This window comes from Streptomyces sp. NPDC006711 (assembly GCF_042869775.1).
Lineage (GTDB): Bacteria > Actinomycetota > Actinomycetes > Streptomycetales > Streptomycetaceae > Streptomyces.
Map to the genome: position 1 here is coordinate 206,018 of NZ_JBIAGO010000009.1, position 24,090 is coordinate 230,107.

The 24,090-nt window shown below is 72.5% G+C and carries 21 protein-coding genes and 1 other RNA gene; 4 read left to right on the forward strand and 18 right to left on the reverse strand.

The window, feature by feature from the left end:
• Positions 1-7: 7 nt before the first annotated feature.
• On the reverse strand, positions 8-295 hold the full coding sequence (locus tag ACFYM2_RS20200; RefSeq protein ID WP_267052954.1) for a DUF3039 domain-containing protein: 288 nt from the start codon (positions 293-295) through the stop codon (positions 8-10).
• Between the two features lie 55 nt (positions 296-350).
• A complete protein-coding gene (locus ACFYM2_RS20205) occupies positions 351-950 on the reverse strand; it encodes a YqgE/AlgH family protein (RefSeq protein WP_350230670.1) in 600 nt (199 codons plus the stop codon).
• Positions 951-1,255: 305 nt separating this feature from the next.
• On the opposite strand from ACFYM2_RS20205, the gene murA reads away from it, so the two are divergent.
• The gene (murA, locus tag ACFYM2_RS20210) at positions 1,256-2,596 is read left to right on the forward strand and encodes a UDP-N-acetylglucosamine 1-carboxyvinyltransferase (protein WP_359003154.1); all 1,341 of its coding nucleotides are present in this window, start codon (positions 1,256-1,258) and stop codon (positions 2,594-2,596) included.
• A 605-nt stretch (positions 2,597-3,201) separates the two neighbouring features.
• On the opposite strand, the gene ACFYM2_RS20215 is transcribed toward murA, so the two are convergent.
• From ACFYM2_RS20215 to ACFYM2_RS20245, 7 genes are all read right to left on the reverse strand, one after another.
• The gene (locus tag ACFYM2_RS20215; RefSeq protein WP_003968811.1) at positions 3,202-3,483 is read right to left on the reverse strand and encodes an HU family DNA-binding protein; all 282 of its coding nucleotides are present in this window, start codon (positions 3,481-3,483) and stop codon (positions 3,202-3,204) included.
• A gap of 365 nt (positions 3,484-3,848) precedes the next feature.
• On the reverse strand, positions 3,849-5,282 hold the full coding sequence (locus ACFYM2_RS20220; RefSeq protein WP_359003152.1) for an NAD-dependent malic enzyme: 1,434 nt from the start codon (positions 5,280-5,282) through the stop codon (positions 3,849-3,851).
• Between the two features lie 373 nt (positions 5,283-5,655).
• Positions 5,656-8,013, reverse strand: a complete 2,358-nt coding sequence (locus ACFYM2_RS20225; RefSeq protein ID WP_388837840.1) for a HelD family protein — start codon at positions 8,011-8,013, stop codon at positions 5,656-5,658.
• A 172-nt stretch (positions 8,014-8,185) separates the two neighbouring features.
• On the reverse strand, positions 8,186-8,944 hold the full coding sequence (locus ACFYM2_RS20230; RefSeq protein ID WP_388837751.1) for an anti-sigma factor family protein: 759 nt from the start codon (positions 8,942-8,944) through the stop codon (positions 8,186-8,188).
• Positions 8,941-9,528 carry a sigma-70 family RNA polymerase sigma factor gene (locus ACFYM2_RS20235; protein ID WP_350234597.1) on the reverse strand — a complete coding sequence of 196 codons (588 nt, stop codon included), beginning with the start codon at positions 9,526-9,528 and terminating at the stop codon, positions 8,941-8,943. Before ACFYM2_RS20235 ends, ACFYM2_RS20230 begins: the two co-directional genes overlap by 4 nt.
• A gap of 104 nt (positions 9,529-9,632) precedes the next feature.
• Positions 9,633-10,193: a CGNR zinc finger domain-containing protein gene (locus ACFYM2_RS20240; protein ID WP_388837754.1), complete on the reverse strand. Its 561-nt coding sequence runs from the start codon at positions 10,191-10,193 to the stop codon at positions 9,633-9,635.
• Positions 10,194-10,274: 81 nt separating this feature from the next.
• Complete coding sequence (locus ACFYM2_RS20245) at positions 10,275-10,835, reverse strand: GNAT family N-acetyltransferase (protein WP_388455634.1); 561 nt, start codon at positions 10,833-10,835, stop codon at positions 10,275-10,277.
• Here ACFYM2_RS20245 and ACFYM2_RS20250 point away from each other — a divergent pair.
• A complete protein-coding gene (locus tag ACFYM2_RS20250; RefSeq protein ID WP_388837757.1) occupies positions 10,834-11,094 on the forward strand; it encodes a type II toxin-antitoxin system VapB family antitoxin in 261 nt (86 codons plus the stop codon). The two genes, ACFYM2_RS20245 and ACFYM2_RS20250, sit on opposite strands and share 2 nt — an antisense overlap.
• Positions 11,095-11,106: 12 nt before the next feature.
• On the opposite strand, the gene ACFYM2_RS20255 is transcribed toward ACFYM2_RS20250, so the two are convergent.
• From ACFYM2_RS20255 to ACFYM2_RS20280, 6 genes are all read right to left on the reverse strand, one after another.
• The gene (locus tag ACFYM2_RS20255; RefSeq protein WP_388837761.1) at positions 11,107-12,261 is read right to left on the reverse strand and encodes a uroporphyrinogen-III synthase; all 1,155 of its coding nucleotides are present in this window, start codon (positions 12,259-12,261) and stop codon (positions 11,107-11,109) included.
• Positions 12,262-12,363: 102 nt separating this feature from the next.
• Positions 12,364-13,701 carry a nitrate/nitrite transporter gene (locus tag ACFYM2_RS20260; protein ID WP_388837764.1) on the reverse strand — a complete coding sequence of 446 codons (1,338 nt, stop codon included), beginning with the start codon at positions 13,699-13,701 and terminating at the stop codon, positions 12,364-12,366.
• Between the two features lie 142 nt (positions 13,702-13,843).
• Positions 13,844-15,001: an acyltransferase gene (locus tag ACFYM2_RS20265; protein WP_388837767.1), complete on the reverse strand. Its 1,158-nt coding sequence runs from the start codon at positions 14,999-15,001 to the stop codon at positions 13,844-13,846.
• Positions 14,998-17,100 carry a bifunctional polysaccharide deacetylase/glycosyltransferase family 2 protein gene (locus ACFYM2_RS20270; RefSeq protein ID WP_350234598.1) on the reverse strand — a complete coding sequence of 701 codons (2,103 nt, stop codon included), beginning with the start codon at positions 17,098-17,100 and terminating at the stop codon, positions 14,998-15,000. The genes ACFYM2_RS20265 and ACFYM2_RS20270 overlap by 4 nt, the downstream gene beginning before the upstream one ends.
• Before the next feature lie 240 nt (positions 17,101-17,340).
• On the reverse strand, positions 17,341-18,534 hold the full coding sequence (locus ACFYM2_RS20275) for a hypothetical protein (RefSeq protein WP_388837770.1): 1,194 nt from the start codon (positions 18,532-18,534) through the stop codon (positions 17,341-17,343).
• A gap of 153 nt (positions 18,535-18,687) precedes the next feature.
• Positions 18,688-19,698, reverse strand: coding sequence for a LysR family transcriptional regulator (locus ACFYM2_RS20280; RefSeq protein WP_388837773.1), 1,011 nt, complete (start codon positions 19,696-19,698; stop codon positions 18,688-18,690).
• Positions 19,699-19,799: 101 nt separating this feature from the next.
• Here ACFYM2_RS20280 and ACFYM2_RS20285 point away from each other — a divergent pair, with 101 nt between their 5' ends.
• The gene (locus ACFYM2_RS20285; protein WP_388837776.1) at positions 19,800-21,116 is read left to right on the forward strand and encodes an MFS transporter; all 1,317 of its coding nucleotides are present in this window, start codon (positions 19,800-19,802) and stop codon (positions 21,114-21,116) included.
• 94 nt (positions 21,117-21,210) lie between these two features.
• A complete protein-coding gene (locus ACFYM2_RS20290; RefSeq protein WP_388455648.1) occupies positions 21,211-21,630 on the forward strand; it encodes a hypothetical protein in 420 nt (139 codons plus the stop codon).
• Positions 21,631-21,725: 95 nt separating this feature from the next.
• Here ACFYM2_RS20290 and ssrA read toward each other — a convergent pair.
• From ssrA to ACFYM2_RS20305, 3 genes are all read right to left on the reverse strand, one after another.
• Positions 21,726-22,095: a transfer-messenger RNA gene (gene ssrA, locus ACFYM2_RS20295) on the reverse strand.
• 171 nt (positions 22,096-22,266) lie between these two features.
• Positions 22,267-22,779, reverse strand: coding sequence for an SsrA-binding protein SmpB (gene smpB, locus ACFYM2_RS20300; protein ID WP_388837779.1), 513 nt, complete (start codon positions 22,777-22,779; stop codon positions 22,267-22,269).
• A gap of 34 nt (positions 22,780-22,813) precedes the next feature.
• Positions 22,814-24,016 carry a S41 family peptidase gene (locus tag ACFYM2_RS20305; RefSeq protein WP_359003127.1) on the reverse strand — a complete coding sequence of 401 codons (1,203 nt, stop codon included), beginning with the start codon at positions 24,014-24,016 and terminating at the stop codon, positions 22,814-22,816.
• Positions 24,017-24,090: the final 74 nt, after the last annotated feature.

The window sequence follows — 24,090 nt, forward strand, 5'->3', positions numbered from 1 at the left end:
GAGGGACCTACTTCTTGTCCTTGCCGCCCTTGTCCTTGTCGCCGCCGGCGCTCATGGACTCGTAGATCTCCTTGCACATCGGGCAGACCGGGTACTTCTTCGGGTCGCGCCCCGGCACCCACACCTTGCCGCAGAGCGCGACGACGGGCGTGCCGTCGAGCGCGCTCGCCATGATCTTGTCCTTCTGGACGTAGTGGGCGAAGCGCTCGTGGTCGCCGTCGCCGTTCGACACCTGGGGTGTCGGCTCTACGAGGGTCCCCGTACCTGCCCCGCGCTCGGGCTCAAGAGTGCTCATAACCACCAAGGGTACTGAAGCCACCCGGAACCGGGGGAAGGGCATCGCAGGGACGTCAATTGAGCGAGGGATCGTCCGGATAGGTGGCGACCATCGCGAGATCGCTGCGCTGGCGGCGCAGCACCGCCCGCCACAGGCTCTCCGGATCCGGGGAGGACACGTCGCCGGGCTCCGACTCGACCACGTACCAGGCGCCGTCGCCGAGTTCGGCCTCCAGCTGGCCCGGGCCCCAGCCCGCGTACCCGGCGAAGATCCGCAGCGAGCCGAGCGCGCCCGCGAGCAGTTCCGGCGGCGCCTCCAGGTCGACCAGGCCGATCGCCCCGTACACCCGGCGCCAGCCGACGGGGTCTCCCCTGCTCGACCGGAGCTGAGAGCTCGGGGACGTGCCCTCGTCGCCGGGGATGACCGCGATGCCGAGCGCGGAGTCCAGCGAGACCGGGCCGCCCTGGAACACCACCCCCGGCTCCCCTGCCAGACCCGCCCAGGACTCCAGGATGTCGCCTACGCCGACCGGTGTCGGACGGTTCAGGACCACGCCGAGCGTGCCCTCCTCGTCGTGATCGAGGAGCAGCACGACCGCGCGGTCGAAGTTCGGATCCGCGAGGGCCGGTGTGGCGACGAGCAGCCGCCCGGTGAGCGAGGACACCTCGGTCATGCCGACATGATCCCGCATAACCGGGCCCCGCGGGAGACGGGACGGCCCGCGAAGGGCGTCACACGGGGTGGGGGGCCGGGGCGGCCGGCGGGCGCACGGCAGCAGCGGGGCGCACGCGCGTGCCCCGGCCCCGTGCCTCCCGCGAGGGGCCCGGGTCCGTGACCCTGCGGTGAGCGGGCCTGAGCGGAGCGTGCTGTAGCGAATTCATTACACACGTGAACCGTCCTTGGCCTTATGGGGCAGGGGCGAAAGCCCCTTACCCTTTACCCCTGCCCCTTGCCCGACGACTCCGGAACGCGAGATTCATGACCGGCACAGACGATGTACTGCTTGTCCACGGCGGAACCCCGCTTGAGGGCGAGATCCGCGTCCGCGGCGCGAAGAACCTCGTGCCGAAGGCGATGGTCGCCGCCCTCCTCGGCAGCGGCCCGAGCAGACTGCGCAACGTGCCCGACATCCGCGACGTACGCGTCGTCCGGGGCCTGCTGCAACTGCACGGCGTCACGGTCCGCCCCGGCGACGAGCCCGGCGAGCTGATCCTCGACCCCTCCCACGTCGAGTCCGCCAACGTCGCCGACATCGACGCGCACGCGGGGTCCTCGCGGATCCCGATCCTGCTGTGCGGCCCCCTCCTGCACCGCCTCGGCCACGCCTTCATCCCGGGCCTCGGCGGCTGCGACATCGGCGGCCGGCCCATCGACTTCCACTTCGAGGTGCTGCGGCAGTTCGGCGCGACCATCGAGAAGCGGGCCGACGGCCAGTACCTGGAGGCCCCCCAGAGGCTTCGCGGGTGCAAGATCACGCTGCCGTACCCCTCGGTCGGCGCGACCGAGCAGGTGCTCCTGACGGCCGTCCTCGCAGAGGGCGTGACCGAGCTGTCCAACGCGGCGGTCGAGCCGGAGATCGAGGACCTGATCTGCGTCCTCCAGAAAATGGGCGCGATCATCGCCATGGACACCGACCGGACCATCAGGGTCACCGGTGTCGACACGCTCGGCGGCTACACCCACCGGGCCCTCTCGGACCGCCTGGAGGCCGCCTCCTGGGCGTCCGCCGCGCTGGCGACCGAGGGCGACATCTACGTCCGGGGCGCCCAGCAGCGCTCGATGATGACGTTCCTGAACACCTACCGCAAGGTCGGCGGCGCCTTCGAGATCGACGACGAGGGCATCCGCTTCTGGCACCCCGGCGGCTCGCTCAAGTCCATCGCGCTGGAGACCGACGTCCACCCGGGCTTCCAGACGGACTGGCAGCAGCCGCTGGTCGTCGCCCTCACCCAGGCCACCGGGCTGTCCATCGTCCACGAGACGGTGTACGAGTCGCGGCTCGGGTTCACCTCCGCGCTCAACCAGATGGGCGCGCACATCCAGCTCTACCGCGAGTGCCTGGGCGGTTCGGACTGCCGCTTCGGGCAGCGCAACTTCCTGCACTCGGCGGTCGTGAGCGGGCCCACGAAGCTCCAGGGCGCCGACCTGGTCATCCCGGACCTGCGGGGCGGCTTCTCCTACCTCATCGCGGCGCTGGCGGCCCAGGGTACGTCCCGGGTCCACGGCATCGACCTGATCAACCGGGGTTACGAGAACTTCATGGAGAAGCTGGAAAGCCTGGGCGCGAAGGTGGAACTCCCCAACGGCACTCTGGTCTAGCCGACCCGGGGCGGCTCGGGCCGTGCCGGGTGCCTTACCGTGCCGGGTGCCTTACGCGGGGCTCGGGGCCGTGCCGGGTGCCCCACGAGGGGCGCGGGGAACTGCGCGGGCGCCCCAGCACGGCCCGCACCCGAAACCGGACGGGGTCGCTGGGGCTCCGCCCCAGACCCCGGGGGACGCCCCCACCCACCCCTCCCCGAAACCCTCCGGGGGTCATGAACGGGCCGAGTCCCCAACCCCTGGGGCTCCGCCCCAGACCCCGTTCGCGCCTGAAGGGCGCTCGTCCTCAAACGCCGGACGGGCTGGGTATGCCCATACGGGCCAGCGCCGAGTGGTCAGGGGCGCGGGGAACTGCGCGACCGGCCACGTACGGCCCGCAGCCGGGGTCCCTGGGGCTCCGCCCCAGACCCCGATCGGCCTGAACGGCCTCGTCCTCAAACGCCGGACAGGCTGAGGGTGCCGGAGTGGGCCAGCGCCGACCCCGCCAGGGGCGCGGGGAACTGCGCACCCAGCCACCCGCGGCACGCGAAAGGGCGGCCACCCTGTTGGACAGGGTGGCCGCCCTCGGCGTTTGCTGCTAAGCGGCCTTGCGGAGCAAAGGACGCTTACTTGCCCTTGGCGGCTTCCTTGAGCTTCGAGCCCGCCGAGACCTTCACGCTGTAACCGGCCGGGATGTTGATCGGGTCGCCGGTCTGCGGGTTACGAGCGGTACGAGCGGCACGGTGGGTGCGCTCGAAGGTCAGGAAGCCGGGGATGGTGACCTTCTCGTCGCCCTTGGCGACGATCTCGCCGACCGTCTCGGCGAGAGCGGCCAGCACGGCGTCGGCGTCCTTGCGGGTCACCTCGGCGCGGTCGGCCAGCGCGGCCACCAGCTCACTGCGGTTCATGTTCTTACTCCCGTGTTCTTCTTGCCTGTGAGGCGTGCCACGCGGCGGAAGCCGCATGTTGGATACAGCGAAGCCGATGCTGCCAGGGCCCTCGGACAGTCCCCGCACCCGGGTCACGACCCTCGCGTCCTGGGGGTCCCCCCTGGACGAAGTCCTTGGGGGAGCATCCTGCCCCCACCTACGGCGGGAAAGCCAATCCGGCACCCGTCCGAGTCACACTGAGTCACACGAAAAGCGCCACTGCCTCATCAAGGTGACGCTCCGTCGACAACGTGAGGACTCACGAGGGGCCGGTACGGATGCGGGTCATGGTCCGCCACCCTAAGGGGGCGTTACTGGGCCCGCATCCCGCGACGCGCCGTAGCTCAGGCCGACGTGGGGCCCGTCACAGCCGCTCCGGCGGCCTTGGCGGCGTTGCGGACGGCCCCGGCGACCGCCCCGGCCACCTTGTCGTTGAAGACCGACGGGATGATGTAGTTCGCGTTGAGCTCGTCCTCGGCGACGACGTCCGCGAGCGCGCCGGCCGCGGCCAGCATCATCTCGGTGTTGACGGTGCGCGACTGCGCGTCCAGGAGGCCGCGGAAGACGCCGGGGAAGACCAGGACGTTGTTGATCTGGTTGGGGAAGTCCGAGCGGCCGGTGGCGACGACGGCCGCTGTCTCGCGGGCGATCGCCGGGTCGACCTCGGGGTCGGGGTTCGCGAGCGCGAACACGATCGCGCCCTCGGCCATCGCCGCGACGTCGTCGCCGTTCAGGACGTTGGGGGCGGAGACGCCGATGAAGACGTCGGCGCCGACCACGGCCTCCTTGAGCGTGCCGGTCAGGCCCTCGGGGTTGGTGTTGTCGGCGATCCAGCGCAGCGGGGACTCCGGGCTCGCGTCGACCAGGTCGGCGCGGCCGGCGTGCACCACGCCGTGGATGTCGGCGACGACCGCGTTCTTGACGCCGGCCGCCAGCAGCAGCTTGAGGATGGCCGTACCGGCCGCGCCCGCGCCGGACATGACGACGCGTACGTCGCCCATTCCCTTGCCCACCACGCGCAGGGCGTTGGTCAGCGAGGCGAGGACCACGATCGCGGTGCCGTGCTGGTCGTCGTGGAAGACGGGGATGTCGAGGGCTTCGCGCAGGCGGGCCTCGATCTCGAAGCAGCGCGGCGCGGAGATGTCCTCCAGGTTGATGCCGGCGAAGCCGGGGGCGATCGCCTTGACGATCTCGACGATGGCGTCGGTGTCCTGGGTGTCCAGGCAGATCGGCCAGGCGTCGATGTCGGCGAAGCGCTTGAACAGGGCCGCCTTGCCCTCCATGACCGGCATGGCGGCCATCGGGCCGATGTTGCCGAGGCCGAGCACGGCGGAACCGTCCGTCACGACTGCGACGGTGTTGCGCTTGATGGTCAGGCGCCTGGCGTCCTCGGGGTTCTCGGCGATCGCCATGCACACGCGGGCCACGCCCGGGGTGTAGATCATCGAGAGGTCGTCACGGTTGCGGATGGGATGCTTGGACTGCATCTCGATCTTGCCGCCGAGGTGCATCAGGAACGTACGGTCGGAGACCTTGCCCAGGGTGACGCCCTCGATGCGGCGCAGTTCCTCGACGATCTCGTCGGCGTGCGCGGTGGAGGTGGCCGCGATGGTGACGTCGATCCGCAGCTTCTCGTGGCCCGAGGCGGTCACGTCGAGGCCGGTGACGGAGCCGCCCGAGGACTCGACCGCCGTGGTGAGCTGCGATACCGCCGTGCCGCTTGCCGGCACCTCAAGACGGACCGTCATCGAGTACGAGACGCTGGGCGCCGTTGCCATGACCGTGTTCCTCTGCTTTCCCTAGCTTCGTTGCTAGCACCGCCTCGGCTGTGGCGTGGCGGTGCCATCCGATGGTCGCACCTACTGGCTGGTAGCCGATAATGGGCGTCCTGTTTCGGAAAGTTGTTTCCACCATACGAGAAAGTGGTGGTCCGGCGGAAGACCCCGCCAACGACAACAGGCCCACGTCACCAGAAGATGACGTGGGCCTGTCGCTCACGTTAAGGACACCGGCCCGCCATGCTCGCCTCGCGGCAAGTGGTCGCTCTGAGCGACTAAGGTTGGGCCCGGGGGCTTGGATCGAGCCGGTGCCACAACCAGGCTAACAAACCACCCCGGGAAGTGATCCCCGCATCGCGAGTTGACGGCGAATTTAATCCCGGAGCAGGTCCGGCACCCCGTCCGCGTCGGGCTCGTCCCGGTCCCCCGAGACCACCGTGAGCTGCTGCGTCGCCCGGGTCAGCGCCACGTAAAGCACCCGCAGCCCGGCCGGGGACTCGTCCGCGATCTCGGCCGGCGACACGACCACCGTGGCGTCGTACTCCAGGCCCTTGGCCTCAAGGCTGCCCAGCGCCACCACGCGGTCGCCGAGCTCCGCGAGCCAGCGCGCGGCCTGTTCGCGGCGGCGCATGGCGACGACCACGCCGACGGTTCCGTCCACCTGGTCCAGCAGGCGCGCCGCCTCCTGGCGCACCGCGCGGGCGAGGTCGCCGTCGCGCACCACCGCGAACCGGGGCTCCACGCCCGTGGAGCGTACGGCGGCCGGGGACTTCATGCCCGGCATCGCCAACTCCAGGACCTTGGCGGCCAGTTCGGCGATCTCGGCCGGGTTGCGGTAGTTCACGGTCAGCTCGAAGCGGCGGCGCGGGCGGCTGCCGAGCGCTTCGTCGCGCGCCTGGGCCGCCTCGTCCGGATCCGACCAGGAGGACTGCGCGGGGTCGCCCACCACCGTCCAGGTGGCGGTGCGGCCCCTGCGGCCCACCATGCGCCACTGCATGGGGGTCAGGTCCTGCGCCTCGTCGACGATGACGTGCGCGTACTCGGTGCGCTCCTGGGCCAGGCGCTCGGCCCGCTCGCGCTGGGTCTCCTCGCGGTGCGGCATGAGCTCTTCGAGGCCGGTCAGCGCGTCCAGCGGGTCGTACTCGCGCTTGCGCCTTGGCCGGGCCGGGGCGCCGAGCAGCGTCTCCAGCTCGTCCAGGAGGGCCACGTCGTGCACCGAGTACGCGCCGTCGGCGGCCCGGGCCAGCGAGCGGGCCAGGCGGCGCACCTCGCCCTGGTTGAGGACCCGGCGCGACCAGCGCGCCAGGCGCCGCTCGTCGGCCATCGCCGCCAGCACCCCGCGCGGGGTCAGCTCCGGCCACCACGCGTCGAGGAAGGCGATGAAGGAGTCCTCGGATGTGATGTCGTCGTCGAAGGAGGAGCGCAGTTCGGCGGCGAGCTCCGGGTCCGTGTGGCGGCCGCCCGCGCCGGACTTGGCCCACAGGGCGTCGAGCAGGAGCCTGCGGGCGCGCGGGCGCAGCAGGTTGACGGGCGCGGTGCCGCTGAGCACGGTCTGGCGGATGCGCCGCAGCTCCTCGCCCTCCAGCTCGACGCGGGCTCCGAACGCGACGACCCGCAGCCGCTGGGCGGGCTCCGGCGCGGGCGCCTGCTCGCCGAGGGGCAGCTGGTCACCGAGGGCGAGCTGTTCGCCGCCGCGCCGTCTGGAGCGTCCCGGGCGCTCCCCCGGCCCCTCAAGGGCGCCCCTGGCGGCCTTGCGCAGCACGTGGAGCATGCGGGACGAGCCCTTGATCCGGGCGACCGCCGGGTCGTCGTACGCGGTGGCCTCCGCGCCGTCCACGAGGTTGCCGACCGCGCGGATCGCGACCTGGCCCTCCTCGCCGAGCGAGGGCAGCACGCCCTCGGTGTAGGAGACGAGCAGCGGGGTGGGCGAGACGATCAGGATGCCGCCCGCGTAGCGGCGCCGGTCCTGGTAGAGCAGGTAGGCGGCGCGGTGCAGCGCGACGGCGGTCTTGCCGGTGCCGGGGCCGCCCTCGACGTAGGTGACGGAGGCGGCGGGCGCCCGGATCACCATGTCCTGCTCGGCCTGGATGGAGGCGACGATGTCGCGCATGGTGTGGCTGCGGGCCTGGCCGAGCGCCGCCATCAGGGCGCCGTCGCCGATGACCGCGAGCGCGGTCCCGTCCAGGGTCGCGGTCAGCTCGGGGCGCATCAGGTCGTCCTCGACGCCGAGCACCTTGCGGCCCTTGGAGCGGATGACGCGGCGGCGCACCACCCGGCCGGGGTCGACCGGCGTCGAGCGGTAGAACGGCGCGGCGGCCGGCGCGCGCCAGTCGATCACCAGCGGCGAGTAGTCGGCGTCCAGGACGCCGATGCGGCCGATGTGCAGGGTCTCGGCGATGTCGGCCGTGGCGTCGGGGCGCACCGCGTCCTCGGCGGGCTCGACCGAGGTGTACGCGCCGTCCGGTCCCTTCTTGCCGTCCACCCCGAGCAGCAGGTCGATCCGGCCGAAGAGGAAGTCCTCGAACTCGTTGTTGAGCCGGTTGAGATGGACCCCCGCCCGGAAGACCTGGGCGTCGCGCTCGGCCAGGGCGCCCGGCGTGCCGACCTGTCCGCGCTTGGCGGCGTCGTCCATCAGGAACTCCGCCTCATGGATCTTCTCCTCCAGGCGGCGGTACACCTGGTCGAGATGTACCTGTTCACCAGCGATTTCGCGTTCCCGGACCGAATCCACCGCGGATTCGGAGGTACCGGCAGCGGAATCGACAGCGGCATCCTGCGCGGCCACCGAGGCCCCCTTCTGACGTGCATTGGGCAGCCGTCAACCGTACGCGAAGGGGGACCCCTTGTCAGGCCACTGTCCGGTGCGGCCCCGCATGTCGGGACGCCCGCCCGGGGCCCCGGGGTCACGCGGGGACGTCCACGAGCGCCTTCCCGTCGAAGGTGCGGACCTCGAAGTGGTCGATCTGGTCACGGTTCATCGCGGTGCCGCCGTGCACGTACAGCGGGTAGCGGGCCGAGGCGTGCGGGCTGTCCTTGATGCCGTAGCCCCACGCGGGCACCGCCCAGGACGTCACGGTCTCCTGCTCGCCGTTCTTGCCGATCGCGATCAGGCTGCACTTCTCGGGGCCCTTGGCGTTCTTGAGCTCCAGGACGGTGTTGGTGCCCCAGGCCTGGGTTTCGGTGCCCACCGTCGCGGTGGTCCCGGTCGTGGGGTCGGTCGCGGAGACCTTCTGGGTCATGTGGTCGAAGGCGTCCGCGGCCGGGTTGGCCGGGTTGGCCTGGGCGCTCTGGTGGGTGCCCGTGTCCGACGAGGTCGCCACCACCGCGACCGCGGGCCCGCCCACGATCAGCGCGGCGGCGGCCGCCACCAGATAGGTGGTGCGGCGCCTGCGCCGGGCGCGCTGGGCGGCGACCTCGTTGATCAGGCCCTCGGTCATCCCCGGCGGCACCGGCCGCAACGGCTGCGCGGCGGGGCCCGGGAACTCCTTGAGCGCGGCCAGCGCCGGCTCCAGGCCCGCCAGGTCGTCCAGTTCGGCGGCGCACGCCTCGCAGCCCGCGAGGTGCGCCTCGAAGGCGGTGGCCTCGGCGTCGTCGAGGATGCCGAGCGCGTACGCGCCGACCGCCTCGTGCGCCGAGCCCTCGGCGTACTCCCCGCTCGTCATGCCGTCACCCCCCGCTCCTCCAGTGCGAGCTTCATGGAGCGCAGGGCGTAGAACACCCGGGACCGCACGGTCCCGCTGGGCACGCCGAGCGCCTGGGCAGCCTCATTGACCGTACGTCCCTTGAAGTACGTCTCGACCAGCGCCTCCCGGTGGGCCGGGGTCAGGTCGTCGAGCGCGTCGGAGAGGGTCATGAGCCACAGCGCCTTGTCGATCTCGTCCTCCGCGGGCATGACCTCCAGCGGCGACGGATCGACCTCCTGCGGCCGGGCCTGCCGGCTGCGGTGGCCGTCGATGACGATGCGACGCGCGACCGTCACCAGCCAGGGGCGGACCGAACCGGTGGCCCGGTTGAGCTGACCGGCGTTCTTCCAGGCACGGATGAGCGTCTCCTGCACGACGTCCTCGGCCCGCTGGCGGTCGCCTGCCACGAGCCGCATGACGTACCCGAGCAGCGGCCCCGCGTGCTCGCGGTACAGCGCCCGCATCAGCTCCTCGTCGGGCACGGAGCGGTGTCGGGCGCCGCGCGGACGGTCATCGGCCACGGCGGCATCCTTGCGCAACCGGCACCTCCAGGTCGAGACCATCCGGCGCGCGGCTGCGAGCCGGTACGTCCCTCCATACGGACGGTTGACCGCAACCATTCAAAGCGGCGGCGACTTTCCCGGCGCGGCGGCCGTTCGGCGCCCCCTCAGAGCGCGGCGACGCGCCTGCGGTGGCGGGCCACCCGTTCGCGGTTGCCGCACGCCTCGCTCGAACACCAGCGGCGTCTGCGCCCGCGCGAGGTGTCGAGGTAGAGCAGCCGGCAGGTGTCGCCCTCGCACTGGCGCAGCAGGGCAAGGGCGCCGGGGTCGGTGAGCAGGTCGATGGCGTCCCGGGCCACGAAGGCGAGCAGCGCGCCGCACTCGGGCGCGCGCTCCAGGGTCCGTACGAGGCCGCCGTGCGCGCCCCGGGTGGCCCGCACGGGCGGGGGCGGCGCGGCGGCGAGGGCGTTCAGACGGTCGAGCGCGACGGCCGCGCCCTCGGCCGGAGCGCCGAGCTCCGCGCGCGTCAACTGGCCCACGCACGCGCGCAGTTCCAGGAAGCGCGGCGTCCAGTCGGGGTCGACGCCCGCGAGCGGCGAGCCCGGCGGGAGCAGCCCGTACCCGATCAGCCAGCGCCCCAACTGCTCGGCGCCACCGAGCTGTTCACGCTCGTACGCCCCGGTCGCCACCAGATCCAGACAGATCCGCCCGGACTCGAACCGCACCATGCGCCTGTCACCGCCTCGTGGGGGGTTACCGGTGAGTGCCCCCTCCAGAGTGCCCGCCCGGAGCCGCCCCCGGAAGACCTCCTACCGCCCCGCCAGTCCTGCGGGCGGCCCGTCGTGCAGGATGCGCTGGAAGAGCCGGTGGTCGCGCCACGCGCCGTCGATGTGCAGGTACCGCGGCGCGACGCCATATTCCTCGAACCCGGCCTTGGCGAGCACCCGTTGGGAGGCATGGTTGTCCAGCACGGTGCCCGCCTCCACCCGGTGCAGACCCAGCTCGTCGCGGGCGATGCGGCAGACCTCCACGGCGCTGCTCGTGGCGATGCCCCGGCCGTTGTACCCGGCGTCGACCCAGTACCCGAGGTTCGCACTGCACAGCGGCCCGAGCACGATCGAGGACAGCGTGAACTGTCCGACCACCCGTTCCCCGTCCACCCGCAGCCACCGCCGCGCCCCCGGCTCGGACATCCGCTCCTCCTGCCCGGCGGCGGTATAGAAGGACTCGTCGCGATGAGGCTCCCAGGGCCGCATGTGCTCGCGGTTGCGCACCAGGGCAGCGGCTATGGCAGGGGCGTCGGAGAGCTCGGCGGGGCGCAGCGTCGTCATGGACGTACGGTAGCGATGCGGGCCGATGTGCCTGCCCATGGGCCATCCTTGTGCGAGGCCAACTCTTGGATGCGGCGCCAGGTCCGCCGCGTGGATCGACATCGACGACGAGGTGCTTGCCGAGGCGATGCGGCTGTCCGGCGCCCGCGCCAAGGAGGAGACGGTCAACTTCGCCCTGCGCGAGTACGCCGAGCGACGACGCCGCGCCCCGGACCGCCCCAAGCACCTTCGGGCGACGCGGGACCGGGACGAGGAGAGCTTCGGGCGGCCGCACGCCGTCGAGAAGGGCGCCTCCTGAGCGGCGCGTCCCTCACCCGCCCCCGTACTTCGCATCCACCCCCGGATCAAGCGCCAGCCGATAGCCGCGCTTGACCACGGTCTGGATGACGCGCGGAGCGCCAAGTGCCGTGCGCAGGCGGGTCATCGCCGTTTCCACGGCGTGTTCGTCGGTGCCCGAGCCGGGCAGGGCGCGCAGCAGGTCGGCGCGGGGGACCACCCAGCCGGGGCGGCGGGCCAGGGTGCGCAGGAGGGCCATGCCCGCCGGGGGGACCGGGCGCGGTTCGCCGTCCACCACGACGGCGTGACCCCGGATCTCCACGGCGTGCCCGGCCAGCGGCAACACCCCTTCCCGGGCGGGGAGTTCGGCGCACAGGAGCTGGACGAGGGGGCCGAGTCGGAAGCGCTCGGGGGTGTAGGTGGTCACGCCCCTGGCCTGGAGCGGCAGCGCGGTGACCGGGCCCACGCAGGCCACGAGTACGTCGTCGCGGAGCGCGGCGAGGAGCCCGGGCAGCAGGCCGCGCTCCTCGGCCCGGTTCAGGAGGGAGGTCGCGGCGGGCGCGCTGGTGAAGGTGAGCGCGTCAAGGCCGCGCGCGAGGGCCGCGTCCAGGAGCCGGTCGAGCGGCGCCATGTCCTGCGGCGGCAGCCACCGGTACACCGGCACCCCGACGACCTCGGCGCCGCCCTCGCGCAGCGCCTCCACGAAGCCCGGCAGCGGTTCGCCGTGCAGCTGGACCGCGACGCGCCGGCCCGCGACGCCCTCGGCGAGCAGCCGGTCAAGGACCTCGGCCATCGACTCCGAGGCCGGCGACCAGCGTTCGGTGAGCCCGGCCGCCCGCACCGCGCCCTTCACCTTGGGCCCGCGCGCGAGGAGTTCGACGCCCTTGAGGGTGTCGAGCAGGGCGCCGCCCACTCCCCAGCCGTCGGCGGCCTCGATCCAGCCCCGGAAGCCGATGGCGGTGGTGGCCACCACCGTGTCGGGCGGAGCGGCGATCAACTGCCGTGTGGTGGCCAGGAGTTCACTGTCGTCGGCGAGCGGCACGATCCGCAGCGCGGGCGCGTGCAGCACGGTGGCGCCGCGCCGGGTGAGCAGCGCAGCGAGCTCGTCGGCGCGACGGGCGGCGGTGACCCCGACGGTGAACCCGGCGAGCGGCCCGTGGGGTGCGGCCGCTTGTGGTGCTGCGGTCATGACTCTCCAGGTGTGCGGTGACGGCCGAGCCTGCCAACGGGGCGTGACGTGCGCGGTTCACCCCGGTTTCCCCGCTGTTACGTACCGCCCCGCCGACCAGGATCACACTTCGCCGCCCACGGGCGCCGCCTCCGCGCGTACCGGCGCCGGCGCGGGCCTGCGGACGTATACCGCCCAGGTGACCGCCGAGCACGCCGCGTAGCAGACCAGGAAGGCCACGAAGGCGGCGGTGCCGGTGCCCGAGGTCTGGAAGGACTGGCGGAAGGCCAGGTTGACGGCGAGCCCGCCGAGCGCGCCGACCGCGCCGACCAGACCCATGGCCGCCCCCGAGAGCCGCCGTCCCCGGTCCGCCGCCGCCGCTCCGGTCAGCCCCTGGGCGAGCGCCTTGGCCTGGAAGAGGGCGGGGATCATCTTGTACGTGGAGCCGTTGCCGAGCCCGCTGAGCGCGAACAGGGCGATGAACCCGGTCAGGAAGACCGGCAGCGAGGTGTGGAGCGAGGCGTACAGGACGACGCAGGTCGCGACGGCCATCGCGGCGAAGTTGCCCAGGGTGATGCGGGCGCCGCCGTAGCGGTCGGCGAGCCGGCCGCCGACGGGCCGGATCAGGGAGCCCAGCAGCGGCCCGACGAAGGTCAGCGAGGCCGCTTGCAGCGGGGTGCGTCCGAACTGGGTCTGGAGTACCAGGCCGAAGGCGAAGCTGTAGCCGATGAACGAGCCGAACGAGCCGAGGTAGAGGAACGCCATGATCCACGTGTGGGCGTCGCGCAGCGCTTCCTTGACGGCTCCGGTGTCATTGCGCACCGGCGCCAGGTTGTCCATCCCGAGCGCGGCGGCGAGCCCGGCGAGCACGATGAGCGGCAGGTAGACGGCGAGCAGGACCCGGGGGTGGCCGGCCCCCGCCGTCGCGATGACCAGCAGCCCGACGAGCTGGACGACGGGTACGCCGATGTTGCCGCCGCCCGCGTTGAGGCCGAGCGCCCAGCCCTTCTCGCGGAGCGGGAAGAAGGCGTTGATGTTGGTCATCGAGGAGGCGAAGGTGCCGCCGCCGACCCCGGCGAGCGCGGCGACGAGCAGGAAGGTGGTGTACGAGGTGCCGGGGCGCATCGCGAACCACGCGGCGCCGGCCGGGACCAGGAGCAGCAGCGTGCTGAAGACGCTCCAGTCGCGGCCGCCGAAGCGGGCGACGGCGAAGGTGTAGGGGATGCGGGCGAGGGCGCCGAGGAGGGTGGCGAGCGAGATGAGGACGAACTTGCCCGCCGGGTCCACTCCGTAGGCGGGGCCCATGAAGAGCACAAGGACCGACCACAGGCTCCAGACGGAGAACCCGATGTGTTCGCAGAACACGGACAGGTACAGGTTGCGCCGGGCGACGCGTGCGCCCGTGTGGCGCCAGAAGGTGTCGTCCTCCGGCTCCCACCGTTCGATCCATCGGCCGGTCATCGTGCCTCCACGGTCGGTCCACCACTGGTGGGAGCGACCGTAGGGAGGCCGGGTTTCGCCCGCGTGGCGCCCGGTGACCGGGGTGCAACCGTGTCTTCACGCGGTGCGGGCGGCGGCGGTGAGCCCGCCGCCGCCCACGGGGTCACACGGGCAGAAGCCGCGGTCTCCGCTTGGCGGCCACGTCCTCGACCCAGCCGAAGCAGAGCACGCACAGGCCGACCAGGAACCAGGTCACCGCGAGGACCGGCCATGAGCTGTTGAGGAACTTGCCCGCGCCCGCGAGCGCGTTGATGCTCCACAGGTCGTCCCAGACGGTGGCGGCGACCAGGATGCACAGGTTGTGCCAGAGGTAGACCGTCACGGCGCGGGAGTTGAGCAGGGTGATCACGCGGTCCCAGCGGCGCAGCGGGGCCGGCCACTGGGCCCACGAGGGGCTGATGTGCAGCAGCAGGAGCACCGACCCGAGCGACCACAGGGCCTGGGCGAGCGGGATGGAGTCCAGTTCGGTGGAGCCGGTGACGGAGTACCCGCCGTGCACCGCCCACGCGTAGCCCAGGACCATCACGATCGGGGCCAGCGAGGGCACCAGATAGCCCGGCACCTCGCGCAGCACGCCCGCCTGGTGGGCCATGCCGAGGATCCAGCAGGCGCCGAACGTGGCGAAGTCGGTGAGCGCGGAGTCGACGCGCCCGGGAAGGCCGAGGTCGACGAATTCCAGGAGCGCGCAGAGCGCGACCGGGGCGAGGACGGTGGGCCAGGCGGCGCGGCGCAGCATCGCCCGGAAGAGCGGCGAGAGCAGCACGAACCAGAGGTACGCCCGCAGGTACCAGAGCGGTTCGGCGAGGTTGGCGCCCCAGTTGTCGCCGAGGACGTGGTGGATGCCGGGCAGGCCGGCCGCGTACGGCGGATCGCTCAGCGGGACCACCCAGAACAGCAGGTGCCCCCACCACCAGGCGGGGTGCCCCTCGGCGTCGGGTCCCCAGCCCTGCGCGAGCATGCCGGTGATCCCGACCGCGCCGAGCAGCCACATCGGGGGCAGCAGGCGGCGCATCCGGCCGCGGACGACCTGGAGGGCGGGCCGCTTCAGGGAGCGGGACATCAGGTTGCCGGCGAGCGCGAACATCACGCCCATGGAGGGAAAGGCGAGCGGCAGCCAGGCCCAGCCCATCAGGTGGTAGAGCACCACCCGGAACAGGGCCAGGGCGCGCAGGAAGTCGAAGTACCGGTCGCGCGCGGGCGCCGGGGGTGCCGGGGCGGGCGCCGTCGCCACCGCCTGGGGCACCTCCACGTACGCACTCATCGCGCGGCCTTCCGCTCGGCCGGGTTGCCGGGCGCCTCGACCACGCCGGTGCGGCGCAGCTTCTGCCAGCGAAGGCGGCCGCCGGTCACCGCGGTGATCCAGGACTGGAGCAGCACGACGTACATCAACTGCCGGTACAGGACCTGCTGGAGGGGCAGCGACAGGAGGTGGGTCAGGCGTTCCTTGTCGAGCCGGAAGGCGTACGCCGCGCACACCCCCTGGATCGCGAGCACGACGAGCCAGGCCACGATGGTCTGCTCGGTCTTGCCGAAGACGATCCCGTACAGCAGGAAGATGTCGATGAGCGGCGCGAGCAGCGGGGCCACGACCATGAACAGGGCGACAAGGGGCAGGCCGACGCGGCCGAAGCGGCCGGAGGCGCCCCGGTCCTTGACGGCGCCTCGGTGCTTCCAGATCGCCTGCATGGTGCCGTAGGACCAGCGGTAGCGCTGCGACCAGAGCTGCTGGACGGACTCGGGGGCCTCGGTCCAGGCGCGGGCGTTCTCGGAGTAGACCACGCGCCAGCCGTCGCGGTGGATGGCCATGGTGATGTCGGTGTCCTCGGCGAGGGTGTCCTCGCTCATGCCGCCGACGCGTTCCAGGGCCTGGCGGCGGAAGGCGCCGACCGCTCCGGGGATGGTGGGCATGATGCCCATCAGGTCGTACATGCGGCGGTCGAGGTTGAAGCCCATCACGTACTCGATGTGCTGCCAGGCGCCGATGAGCGAGTCGCGGTTGCCGACCTTGGCGTTGCCCGCGACGGCTCCCACGCGTGTGTTGCCGAAGGGCTGCACCAGTTCGCGCACGGTGGACGGCTCGAAGACGGTGTCGCCGTCCATCATGACGACGAGTTCGTAACGGGCGTGCGCGATGCCGTTGTTGAGGGCGGCGGGCTTGCCCGCGTTCTCCTGGCGCACCACGCGCACATTGGGGTAGCCGAGCGCTTCGACGATGTCGGCGGTGCCGTCGCTCGAACCGTCATCGATCACGATCACTTCGATCGGATGATCGCTCGCCATGAGCGAACGAACGGTATTGGCGATGCATTCACGCTCGTTGTACGCGGGCACGAGCACCGAGACCGGTTCGGTGACCGGCGCTCCCCATTGGAAGCCCTTGCCGCGCACCTTGCGGGCGTGCGCGAAGGACAGCACCAGCATCAGGCCGAAGCGGGCGAAGACGAGCACGCCGACGACGGCGAGGCCGACGACCAGGAAGTCGGTGGTGTGCTCGGCCACCTGGACGGCGCCGACGAACGCCTCGCCCTTCCACAGGTCCATGCCGCTGACCGGGGTCAGGGCGCTGGGCGCGCCGAGCGCGGTGGTGAGGTTGACGAAGGTGTAGCCCGATTCCTGCATGTCCGGCAGGAACTTGTCGAGCGCGGCCACGGTCTGCGAGCGGTCGCCGCCGAAGTCGTGCATCAGGACGATGGCGCCCTTGTCGTCCTCCGGGGTGGCGTTGTGAATGATCTTCTTGACGCCGGGCCGCTTCCAGTCCTCGCTGTCGGTGGAGTCGAGGGCCACGACGTAGCCCTTGCTGCCGACGTACTGGACGACCGGCCAGGTGTCGTTGTCCATGGCGTCGGCGAAGGAGGAGTACGGCGGCCGGAACAGCGAGCTGTGCACGCCGGCCGCGCCCGCGAGCGCCAGCTGGTTCTCGGAGAGCTCGCGGTCGATGCGCGACTTGGACTGGTAGGACAGATCGGGGTGGTTGAAGGTGTGCAGACCCACCTCGTGGCCCTCGGCGACCATGCGCTTGATGAGGTCCGGGTAGCGCGAGGCGTTGGTGCCGGTCACGAAGAAGACGGCGTGCGCGTGGTACTTCTTCAGCTCGTCGAGGACCTTGGGGGTCCAGGTCGGGTCCGGGCCGTCGTCGAAGGTGATGACGATCTTGTGATCCGGGATCTGGAGGCTGACCGGCTTGCCGGGGGTGCGCGCGTCGATGACCGGGCCACCGTCGATGATCTTGTCCGGGACCCTGTCGGTGGGCGCGGGGTCGCGCACGCGGTGGTCCGCGGAGATCTCGCTGTGCACATAGCCGCGCAGCATCAGCATCGCGACGAGCGCGACGAGCAGCAGCAGCGGCAGCAGATAGCGCATGGGCAGCCGCTTGCGCCGCATGGGCCGCGGCTTGGCCTTGGTGGTTCTCATGGCAGGTGTCGTTACGCCTTCGGGCCGGTACGCCGACGTGGCCGTACGGGGTTGGTGCTGAGGGTTGCCGGCGCCGTCTCGGACCACTGCGGACGGGACCGGAGGGGGGGTGCCGGGCGCCGGGGAGCCGGCGGGGTGCGGGAGTTCGGGCGGGCCGCGCGGGGCGGCCCCCGCGGGCGGCCTCTCGGCTCAGGCGCCGGTCTTGCCGCCGGAGGGCGAGACCGCGTGGCCGGCCGGCTTGGAGGCGGTGCCCGCGGGCGGGGACGCCTTGGTGTTCACCGGGCCGCGCCCCGTGACCGGGGTCGCGCCGTGCGGGAGCTTGCCGGCGGGCTTGGAGGCCTTGGGTGAGGGCGCCTTGGGGACGGTGTGCGTGGGCGCCGTGATCTTCTTCGGGGACGACTTGGGCTCCGGGGCCTGCGAGGTGGCCGCCTGCGGGGGCGCCGTCACGGCGTCGGCCTTGCCGCCGCCGTCGGGGATCGTCAGGCTCGGGGCGGTGGCGCTGCCGCCGAGCAGCGAGCCGACGAGCGCGGCGGCGAAGCCGGTCGCGGCGAGGCCGAAGACCCAGCCGAGCCAGCGCACCTTCTTGCCTCGGCGCCCGCTGGAGTCGACGAACACGGGCCGGTCGTGGCCGCGCTGGCTCGGTATGGCGGCGAGCGGCCGGAAGATGGGGATCTTCTGCGTGGCCGACCGCTCCACGCCCTCGCTCTGCACCCCGCCCTCAGCCACCCGGTCCGCCCCACCAGCCCGGCCGTCCTCCCGCGCCGCGCCGACCGCGCCCGCCCGCGCGGACGCACCCGCCGCGACGACCCGGTCGAGGGGCCGCAGCTTGGTCGTCCGGTCCTCGATCTCGGGCCGCGCGGGCGCACGGTCGGCGGGGCCGGGCTTGGTCAGGCGGTCGGCGGGGGCGGATTTGGTCACGCGGTCGGCGGGGGCGGGCTTGGCCAAGCGGTCGGCGGGGGCGGATTTGGTCACGCGGTCGGCGGGGGCGGGCTTGGCCAAGCGGTCGGCGGGGTCGGATTTGGTCAGGCGGTCGGCGGGGGCGGGCTTGGTCGAACGGGCCGGGGTGGGCTGCGGGGCGGCGGCCGCGTCGGCGGGCCGGGGGGCGGCCCCGTCGGTGGGCTGCGGGGCGGAGATCCGGGCCGCTGGGGCCGGCTGGGGCACCCGGGCGGTGAACTGAGCCGTGGGGGCCGTGGGGGCCGTGGCGGTGGCCTGGGCCTGGCGGGGACGGGGGGCGGGCACCGAGGGCCGCTCCGTGGACCCGGGGGCGCTCAACGGCTCCGCCAGGACACTGAGTTGCATCGTCGCGTCGTGCTGCGGGTGTTCCTTGGCGGCGCGTCCGGCCGGGGGCTGTCCGCCCGGCCCGCTGGCTATCCGACTGTCCATGTTCGTACGCACTCCCTGAATGTGTTCGCGGGTTGCGCGCACGACTCCCGGGCACCACCTCCGGAACGGGGAAAACCCCACCCGTTCCTCGCGCCCCCACTATCCCGCCGCACCCGGGCGTTGAATGTAGCGCACGCTGCTGTGGACATGTATTCACGTATCGCGTGATGTTCGCCTTAGGCCGCCCACACCTGGGGCATACGACTCCATCAAGGACATGTCGGGCTCGGGCAGCCAGCTTCGCGGGGGCCGCGTCAGCCATCCGTGCCGTGCCGCCGCCGCGTCGGCCACCCGGCGCAGGGCGCCAAGACCCGGGTGCGAGAACCCCGCGCGCCACACCATCGACACCGGCGAGAGCGGCACGGGCGCGGTCAGCGGGCGCACGACCATCCCGGGCACCTCCATGAAGTCGGTACTGGCCAGCACCGACCAGCCCCGCTTGCGCACCACCCGTACGAACTCCTCCTCGCCCGCGATCTCCGGGAACGGCGCGGCCGCCTCGATGCCGCGCCCCGCGAAGAGCCGCCGGGCCAGATCGGTCCACTCCAGGGTGGCCGGGTTGCCCGCCGCCACGTACAGCGTCTCGCCGGCCAGCGCGTCCACCGGCACCTCGGCCGGACCCGCGAGCCGGTGCCCCGCGTCGAGCAGCACCGCCATCCGCTCGAAGCGCACCGGCTGGTGGTCGAGCCCGGCCAGGACCTCGGGCCCGAGCCCGGCCACCCGGCCGAAGGAGACGTCGACGCGCCCGGCCAGGATCTCGGCGGCCGCCCCGGTGAGGCCGCTGATGTACCGGGCCACGAACTCGACGCCCGGCGCCTCGGCCCGGGCCGCCGCCAGCACCCGCGCGCCGGTGCCGACCGGCGCCGAGATGTCGACGACGAGCGGCCGCTCCTCCCCGCCGCCGGCCCAGGCCGCGCTCAGCTCGTCGTGCGCGGCGAGCACCCGGCGGGCGTACGGCAGCAGGCGCGCGCCGTCCGCCGTGAGCGCCACCGCGCGGGTGGTACGCACGAGCAGTTCGGCCCCCAACTCCCGCTCCAGACGCCGGACATCACGGCTCAGGGCCTGCTGGGCGACGAAGAGCCGGGCGGCGGCACGGGTGAAGTGCAGCTCCTCGGCGACGGCGACGAAGGAGCGCAGCAGGCGGGGGTCGGCGTCACGGGGCACGCGGGCAGTCAACCGCAGGCAGCGCGTTGACAACAAGAGTGCGTGAATGGGCGCCGAGCAGGTGTTGGACGGCTGTGCGCGGCGACGGAAAGGATCGGGCCATGCCGCCCACGCCCCCGCACGCCCACCCGTCGAACCCTTACCTCCGCCTCCTGCGCACCCCGGGCGCCCTCCCCTTCACGTTGGGCAATCTGCTCGCCCGGCTTCCCATGGGCATGTTCAGCGTGAGCGCCGTCCTCATGATCTCGGGGTCGCGCGGTTCTTACGCCCTGGCGGGTGCGGTCACCGCGACCGGTCTCGCCGCCACCGCTCTGGTGGCCCCCTGGACGGCCCGGCTCGTCGACCGGCACGGACAGGCCCGGGTCGCCGTACCCGCCACGGCGATCGCGGTCGCCGGTTCGCTCGCGCTGCTGCTGTGCGTGCGCCTGCGCGCCCCCGACTGGACCCTGTTCGCCGCGTACGCCGCGACCGCCACCACCCCCAACACCGGCGGGATGTCCCGCGCCCGCTGGGCCCATCTGTTCGGCGGCCCGTCGCCGGCGGACGCGGCCGCCCTGCACACCGCCAATTCCTTCGAACAGGCCGCCGACGAGCTCTGTTTCATGGTCGGCCCGGTCGCCGCCGCCTTTCTGTGCTCGGCCCTGTTCCCCGAGGCCGGCACCCTCGTCGGGGCGGTGCTCCTGATGACGGGCGTGCTGATCTTCGCCGCCCAGCGCGCCACCGAGCCGCCCGCCGCACCCCGTACGAAGGCCTCCAAGTCCCCCCTCCGCGCCCGGGGGTTCGTCCCGCTGCTCGCCGTCTTCCTGGCCACCGGCGCGGTGTTCGGCGCCCTGGAGATCACGACCATCGCGTACGCCGACGCGCTCGGCCACCGCGCCGCCGCCGGTGCGGTGCTCGCGCTCCAGGCGGCCGGGTCCTGCGCCGCCGGTCTCGCCTACGGCGCCCTGCCCCCGGCGCGCCGCGCGGCCGGGCGGCTAGGGCCTGTCCGGCGGATCTTGTCTGGGACGCGAGGCCGAGCTGTGCGGGAGCCGACCAGATCCGCCGGACAGACCCTAGTGGTCTGTGTCGCGGCCATGAGCGCCCTGATGTGCCTGCCGCTGCTGGCGGCGCGGGCGGGCGGCTCGCTGCCCGTGCTCGCGGCGGCGCTGCTGTGCGCGGGCGCCGCCACCGCGCCCACCATGGTCACCGGCATGACGCTGATACAGCGGCGCACCCCGCGCGGCCGGCTGAACGAGGGCATGACGCTCGCCGTCACCGCGATCCTCGGCGGCATCGCGCTCGGCTCGGCGGCCGGTGGCCAGGTCATCGGTCAAGCGGGCGCCGTGATGGGCTACTTGGTCCCGGTCTGCGCGGCGGCCGTCGCCCTGGTGGTGTGCGTCGCGGGACACGGGCGGTACTCTGCACCGCCCCGCCGATGAGCGGGGCATCCCCCTCCGCTTGCGACACCGCTCATGGGCGTCCCCCTCCGCCCGCATGCCCGCGTGTCCGCGTAACGAAGAAAGGCCTTTCCCCGTGGCCATGAAGAAGTCGACGATCCAGCGGCAGGTCGCCGAGGCGATAGCCCAGGCCAATCCGCAGGACCGCCCGATCGTCACGATCCAGGCGATAGCCGGCCCCAGCGTCTGGCTGATGAGCCTGTTCGGCATCGTGGGTCAGGCCTTCTTGACCTACTACTTCGTCACCGTGACCCAGCAGGCCGTGCTGCTCCACCGGGCCAGCCGGATGAGCAACCGCCCCCAGGAGCTCGTCACCGCGATCCCGCCGCACGAGGCGATGCGGATGATCACCGACGTCCGGCGCAACACGCTGTGGAGCTCGTTCCGCTGTCAGCTGCCCGGCCAGCCGAAGCCGGTCCGCATGAACGTCCACCGCATGTGGCGCAAGGAGATGGACCAGCTCCTCGGCATGCTCACCGGCCGCCCGGTCGCCTGATCCGGCTCCGGGCACGACAAAGGCCCGGCCGCTCGAAAGCGACCGGGCCCTTGCCTACATGGGGCGAGGCGAGCCGGACATCCGGTTCTCCTCGACGGTGGAGATGGCGGGAATCGAACCCGCGTCCAACGGTGCAAAAACAGGGCTTCTCCGTGTGCAGTTCGCTGCGATTTTCTCGGCCCCGGCGATCACGCGAACAAGTCGCCGACGGGCCCAGTCACTGTTTGATTTCCTCCTGAACCCCGTGACCGGGTCCAGAAGTTTAGTTCCCTAGCTGATGCCAGGATCCGGGTCGGGAACAGCCCCGGGCTGACACTTCGCAAGTCGCTACTTAGGCAGCGAGGGCGAAGGAATCGCGCTTGGTGTTGGCGATTATTGTTTGCGACATATGGTTTACGAGATCATTGCCGCTTCCTCGACACGCTTCCCCTGCTTCGACATCCGCTGTCGAAACCGATCATCCCCATGTGGTGTTTTCAAGGTGGTGCCGCACCTTCGCTGAGGTGCAGTGCCATCGTACGTGACCGACGCCCGACGGTGCCAGCCCATTACGCGCGTGCGGCGCGCGGACCGGGTGCGGAACAGGTGCGGACCGGGCAGGCCGCGTGCGGACCGGGCGCGGCCGAGGTGCGGGCCCTACCGCAGACTCGCCCGCTCCTTGCGCTTGACCGCCGAGATGGCCCGGTCCGTCTCGCGCCGGTCCTGCTTCTCGCGCAGGGTCTGCCGCTTGTCGTACTCCTTCTTGCCCTTGGCCAGCGCGATCTCGATCTTGGCGCGGCCGTCCTTGAAGTAGAGCGCGAGGGGCACGATCGTGTGACCCGTCTCGCCCGACTTCGACTCCAGCTTGTCGATCTCGACCCGGTGCATCAGCAGCTTCCGCTTGCGCCGCGCGCTGTGGTTGGTCCACGTGCCCTGCGCGTACTCCGGCACGTGCACGTTGTGCAGCCACGCCTCGCCGCCGTCGATCTGCACGAACCCGTCGACCAGCGAGGCCCGGCCCCGCCGCAGCGACTTCACCTCGGTACCGGTCAGCACGAGACCGCACTCGTAGGTGTCGATGATGAGGTAGTCGTGCCGTGCCTTCTTGTTCTGCGCGACGAGCTTGCGCTTGCTGTCCTTCTCTTTGTCCTTGCCCGTGTTCTTAGCCATAGTGCGGCCATTTTCTCACCCCCGCGCAAGCGGTTTACCTCGCGCCGCCAAGACCGCTCAGGACCGTCTCGGCGTGTTCGAGCGGGTGGTCGGTGACGGGCAGGTCCGGCGTGATGCCCGAGCCGTCCAGGGCGTGGCCCGCCGGGGTGCGGTAGTGGCCCACGGTCAGCTCGGCCACCGCGCCGCCCGCGAGCCCGGTGGGCATCTGGACCGAGCCCTTGCCGAAGGTGCGCGCGCCGACGGTGACCGCGCGGCCCCGGTCCTGGAGCGCGCCGGTCAGCAGCTCCGCCGCGCTCATGGTGCCGCCGTCGATCAGGACGACCAGGGGGCGCGTGCCGTCGCCGCCGCCCTGCGCGTACAGCGCGTGCTGACGGCCGTGCACGTCGTACGTGGCCACCAGGCCGCCGTCGAGGAAGGCGGAGGCCGCCGTGGTGGCCTCGGTGACCAGGCCCCCGCTGTTGCCCCGCAGGTCGAGCAGGATCCCGGCGCCCTTCGGCGCCCGGCGCACCGCGCCGCGCACCCGCTCGCCCGTGCCCTTGGTGAAAGCGGCCACCTTGATCATCACGACCTTGGCGGAGAGATCGGTGACGCTCACGTCCTGGGCGGCGAGGACGGCCCGGCCGAGCGTCAGGGTCCAGACGCGCGTCCCCCGGCTCAGGTCGAGGGCGACCCTGCTGCCGGCCGCGTCGCCGCGCAGCCGGGCGACCACGTCGGTGACGGGCTGTCCCTGGGTGGGCCGGCCGTCGACCGCGCGCAGGAAGTCGCCGGGCCGGACGCCGGCGCGCGCGGCGGGACCGCCGTCCTGGACGCGGGTCACCTCGGTGCGGCCGTCGGCGGTGCGGGCGAGCCAGAGCCCGACCCCGGTGTAGCGGCCTTCGAGGGCGTCCTCGTACTGCTCGTACTGCGCCCTGTCGTACACCGCGCCCCAGCGGTCCCCGCTGCGCCCCACTGCCTCCTCGGCGGCCCGGGCCCCCGACTTGCCGTCGGCCTCGGCCTCGGCGGCCGCGCGCCGCACCTCGTCGACGGTGCGTTCGCCGCCCCGGGTGGTGTGCCCCGCGCGTGCGTCCGCCTCGGCGGCCACCGAGGTGCCGGATGTCAGGACGAGGGGCGCGCGCTCGGGGCCCGGCAGGCAGTTGGTGGCGGCGGCGGTGGCCAGCACGCCCAGGAGGACCAGCGCCAGAGCGGCCCCGCGGCGGCCCGCGCCACGGGGCCCGGGACAGAGATCGGGGCCGGACATGGCGCCGAGTCTAGGACAAACCCCGGGCGCCACAGGGGGTGTTGCTCCCATGGCGCCCGGGGCGTACGTCACAC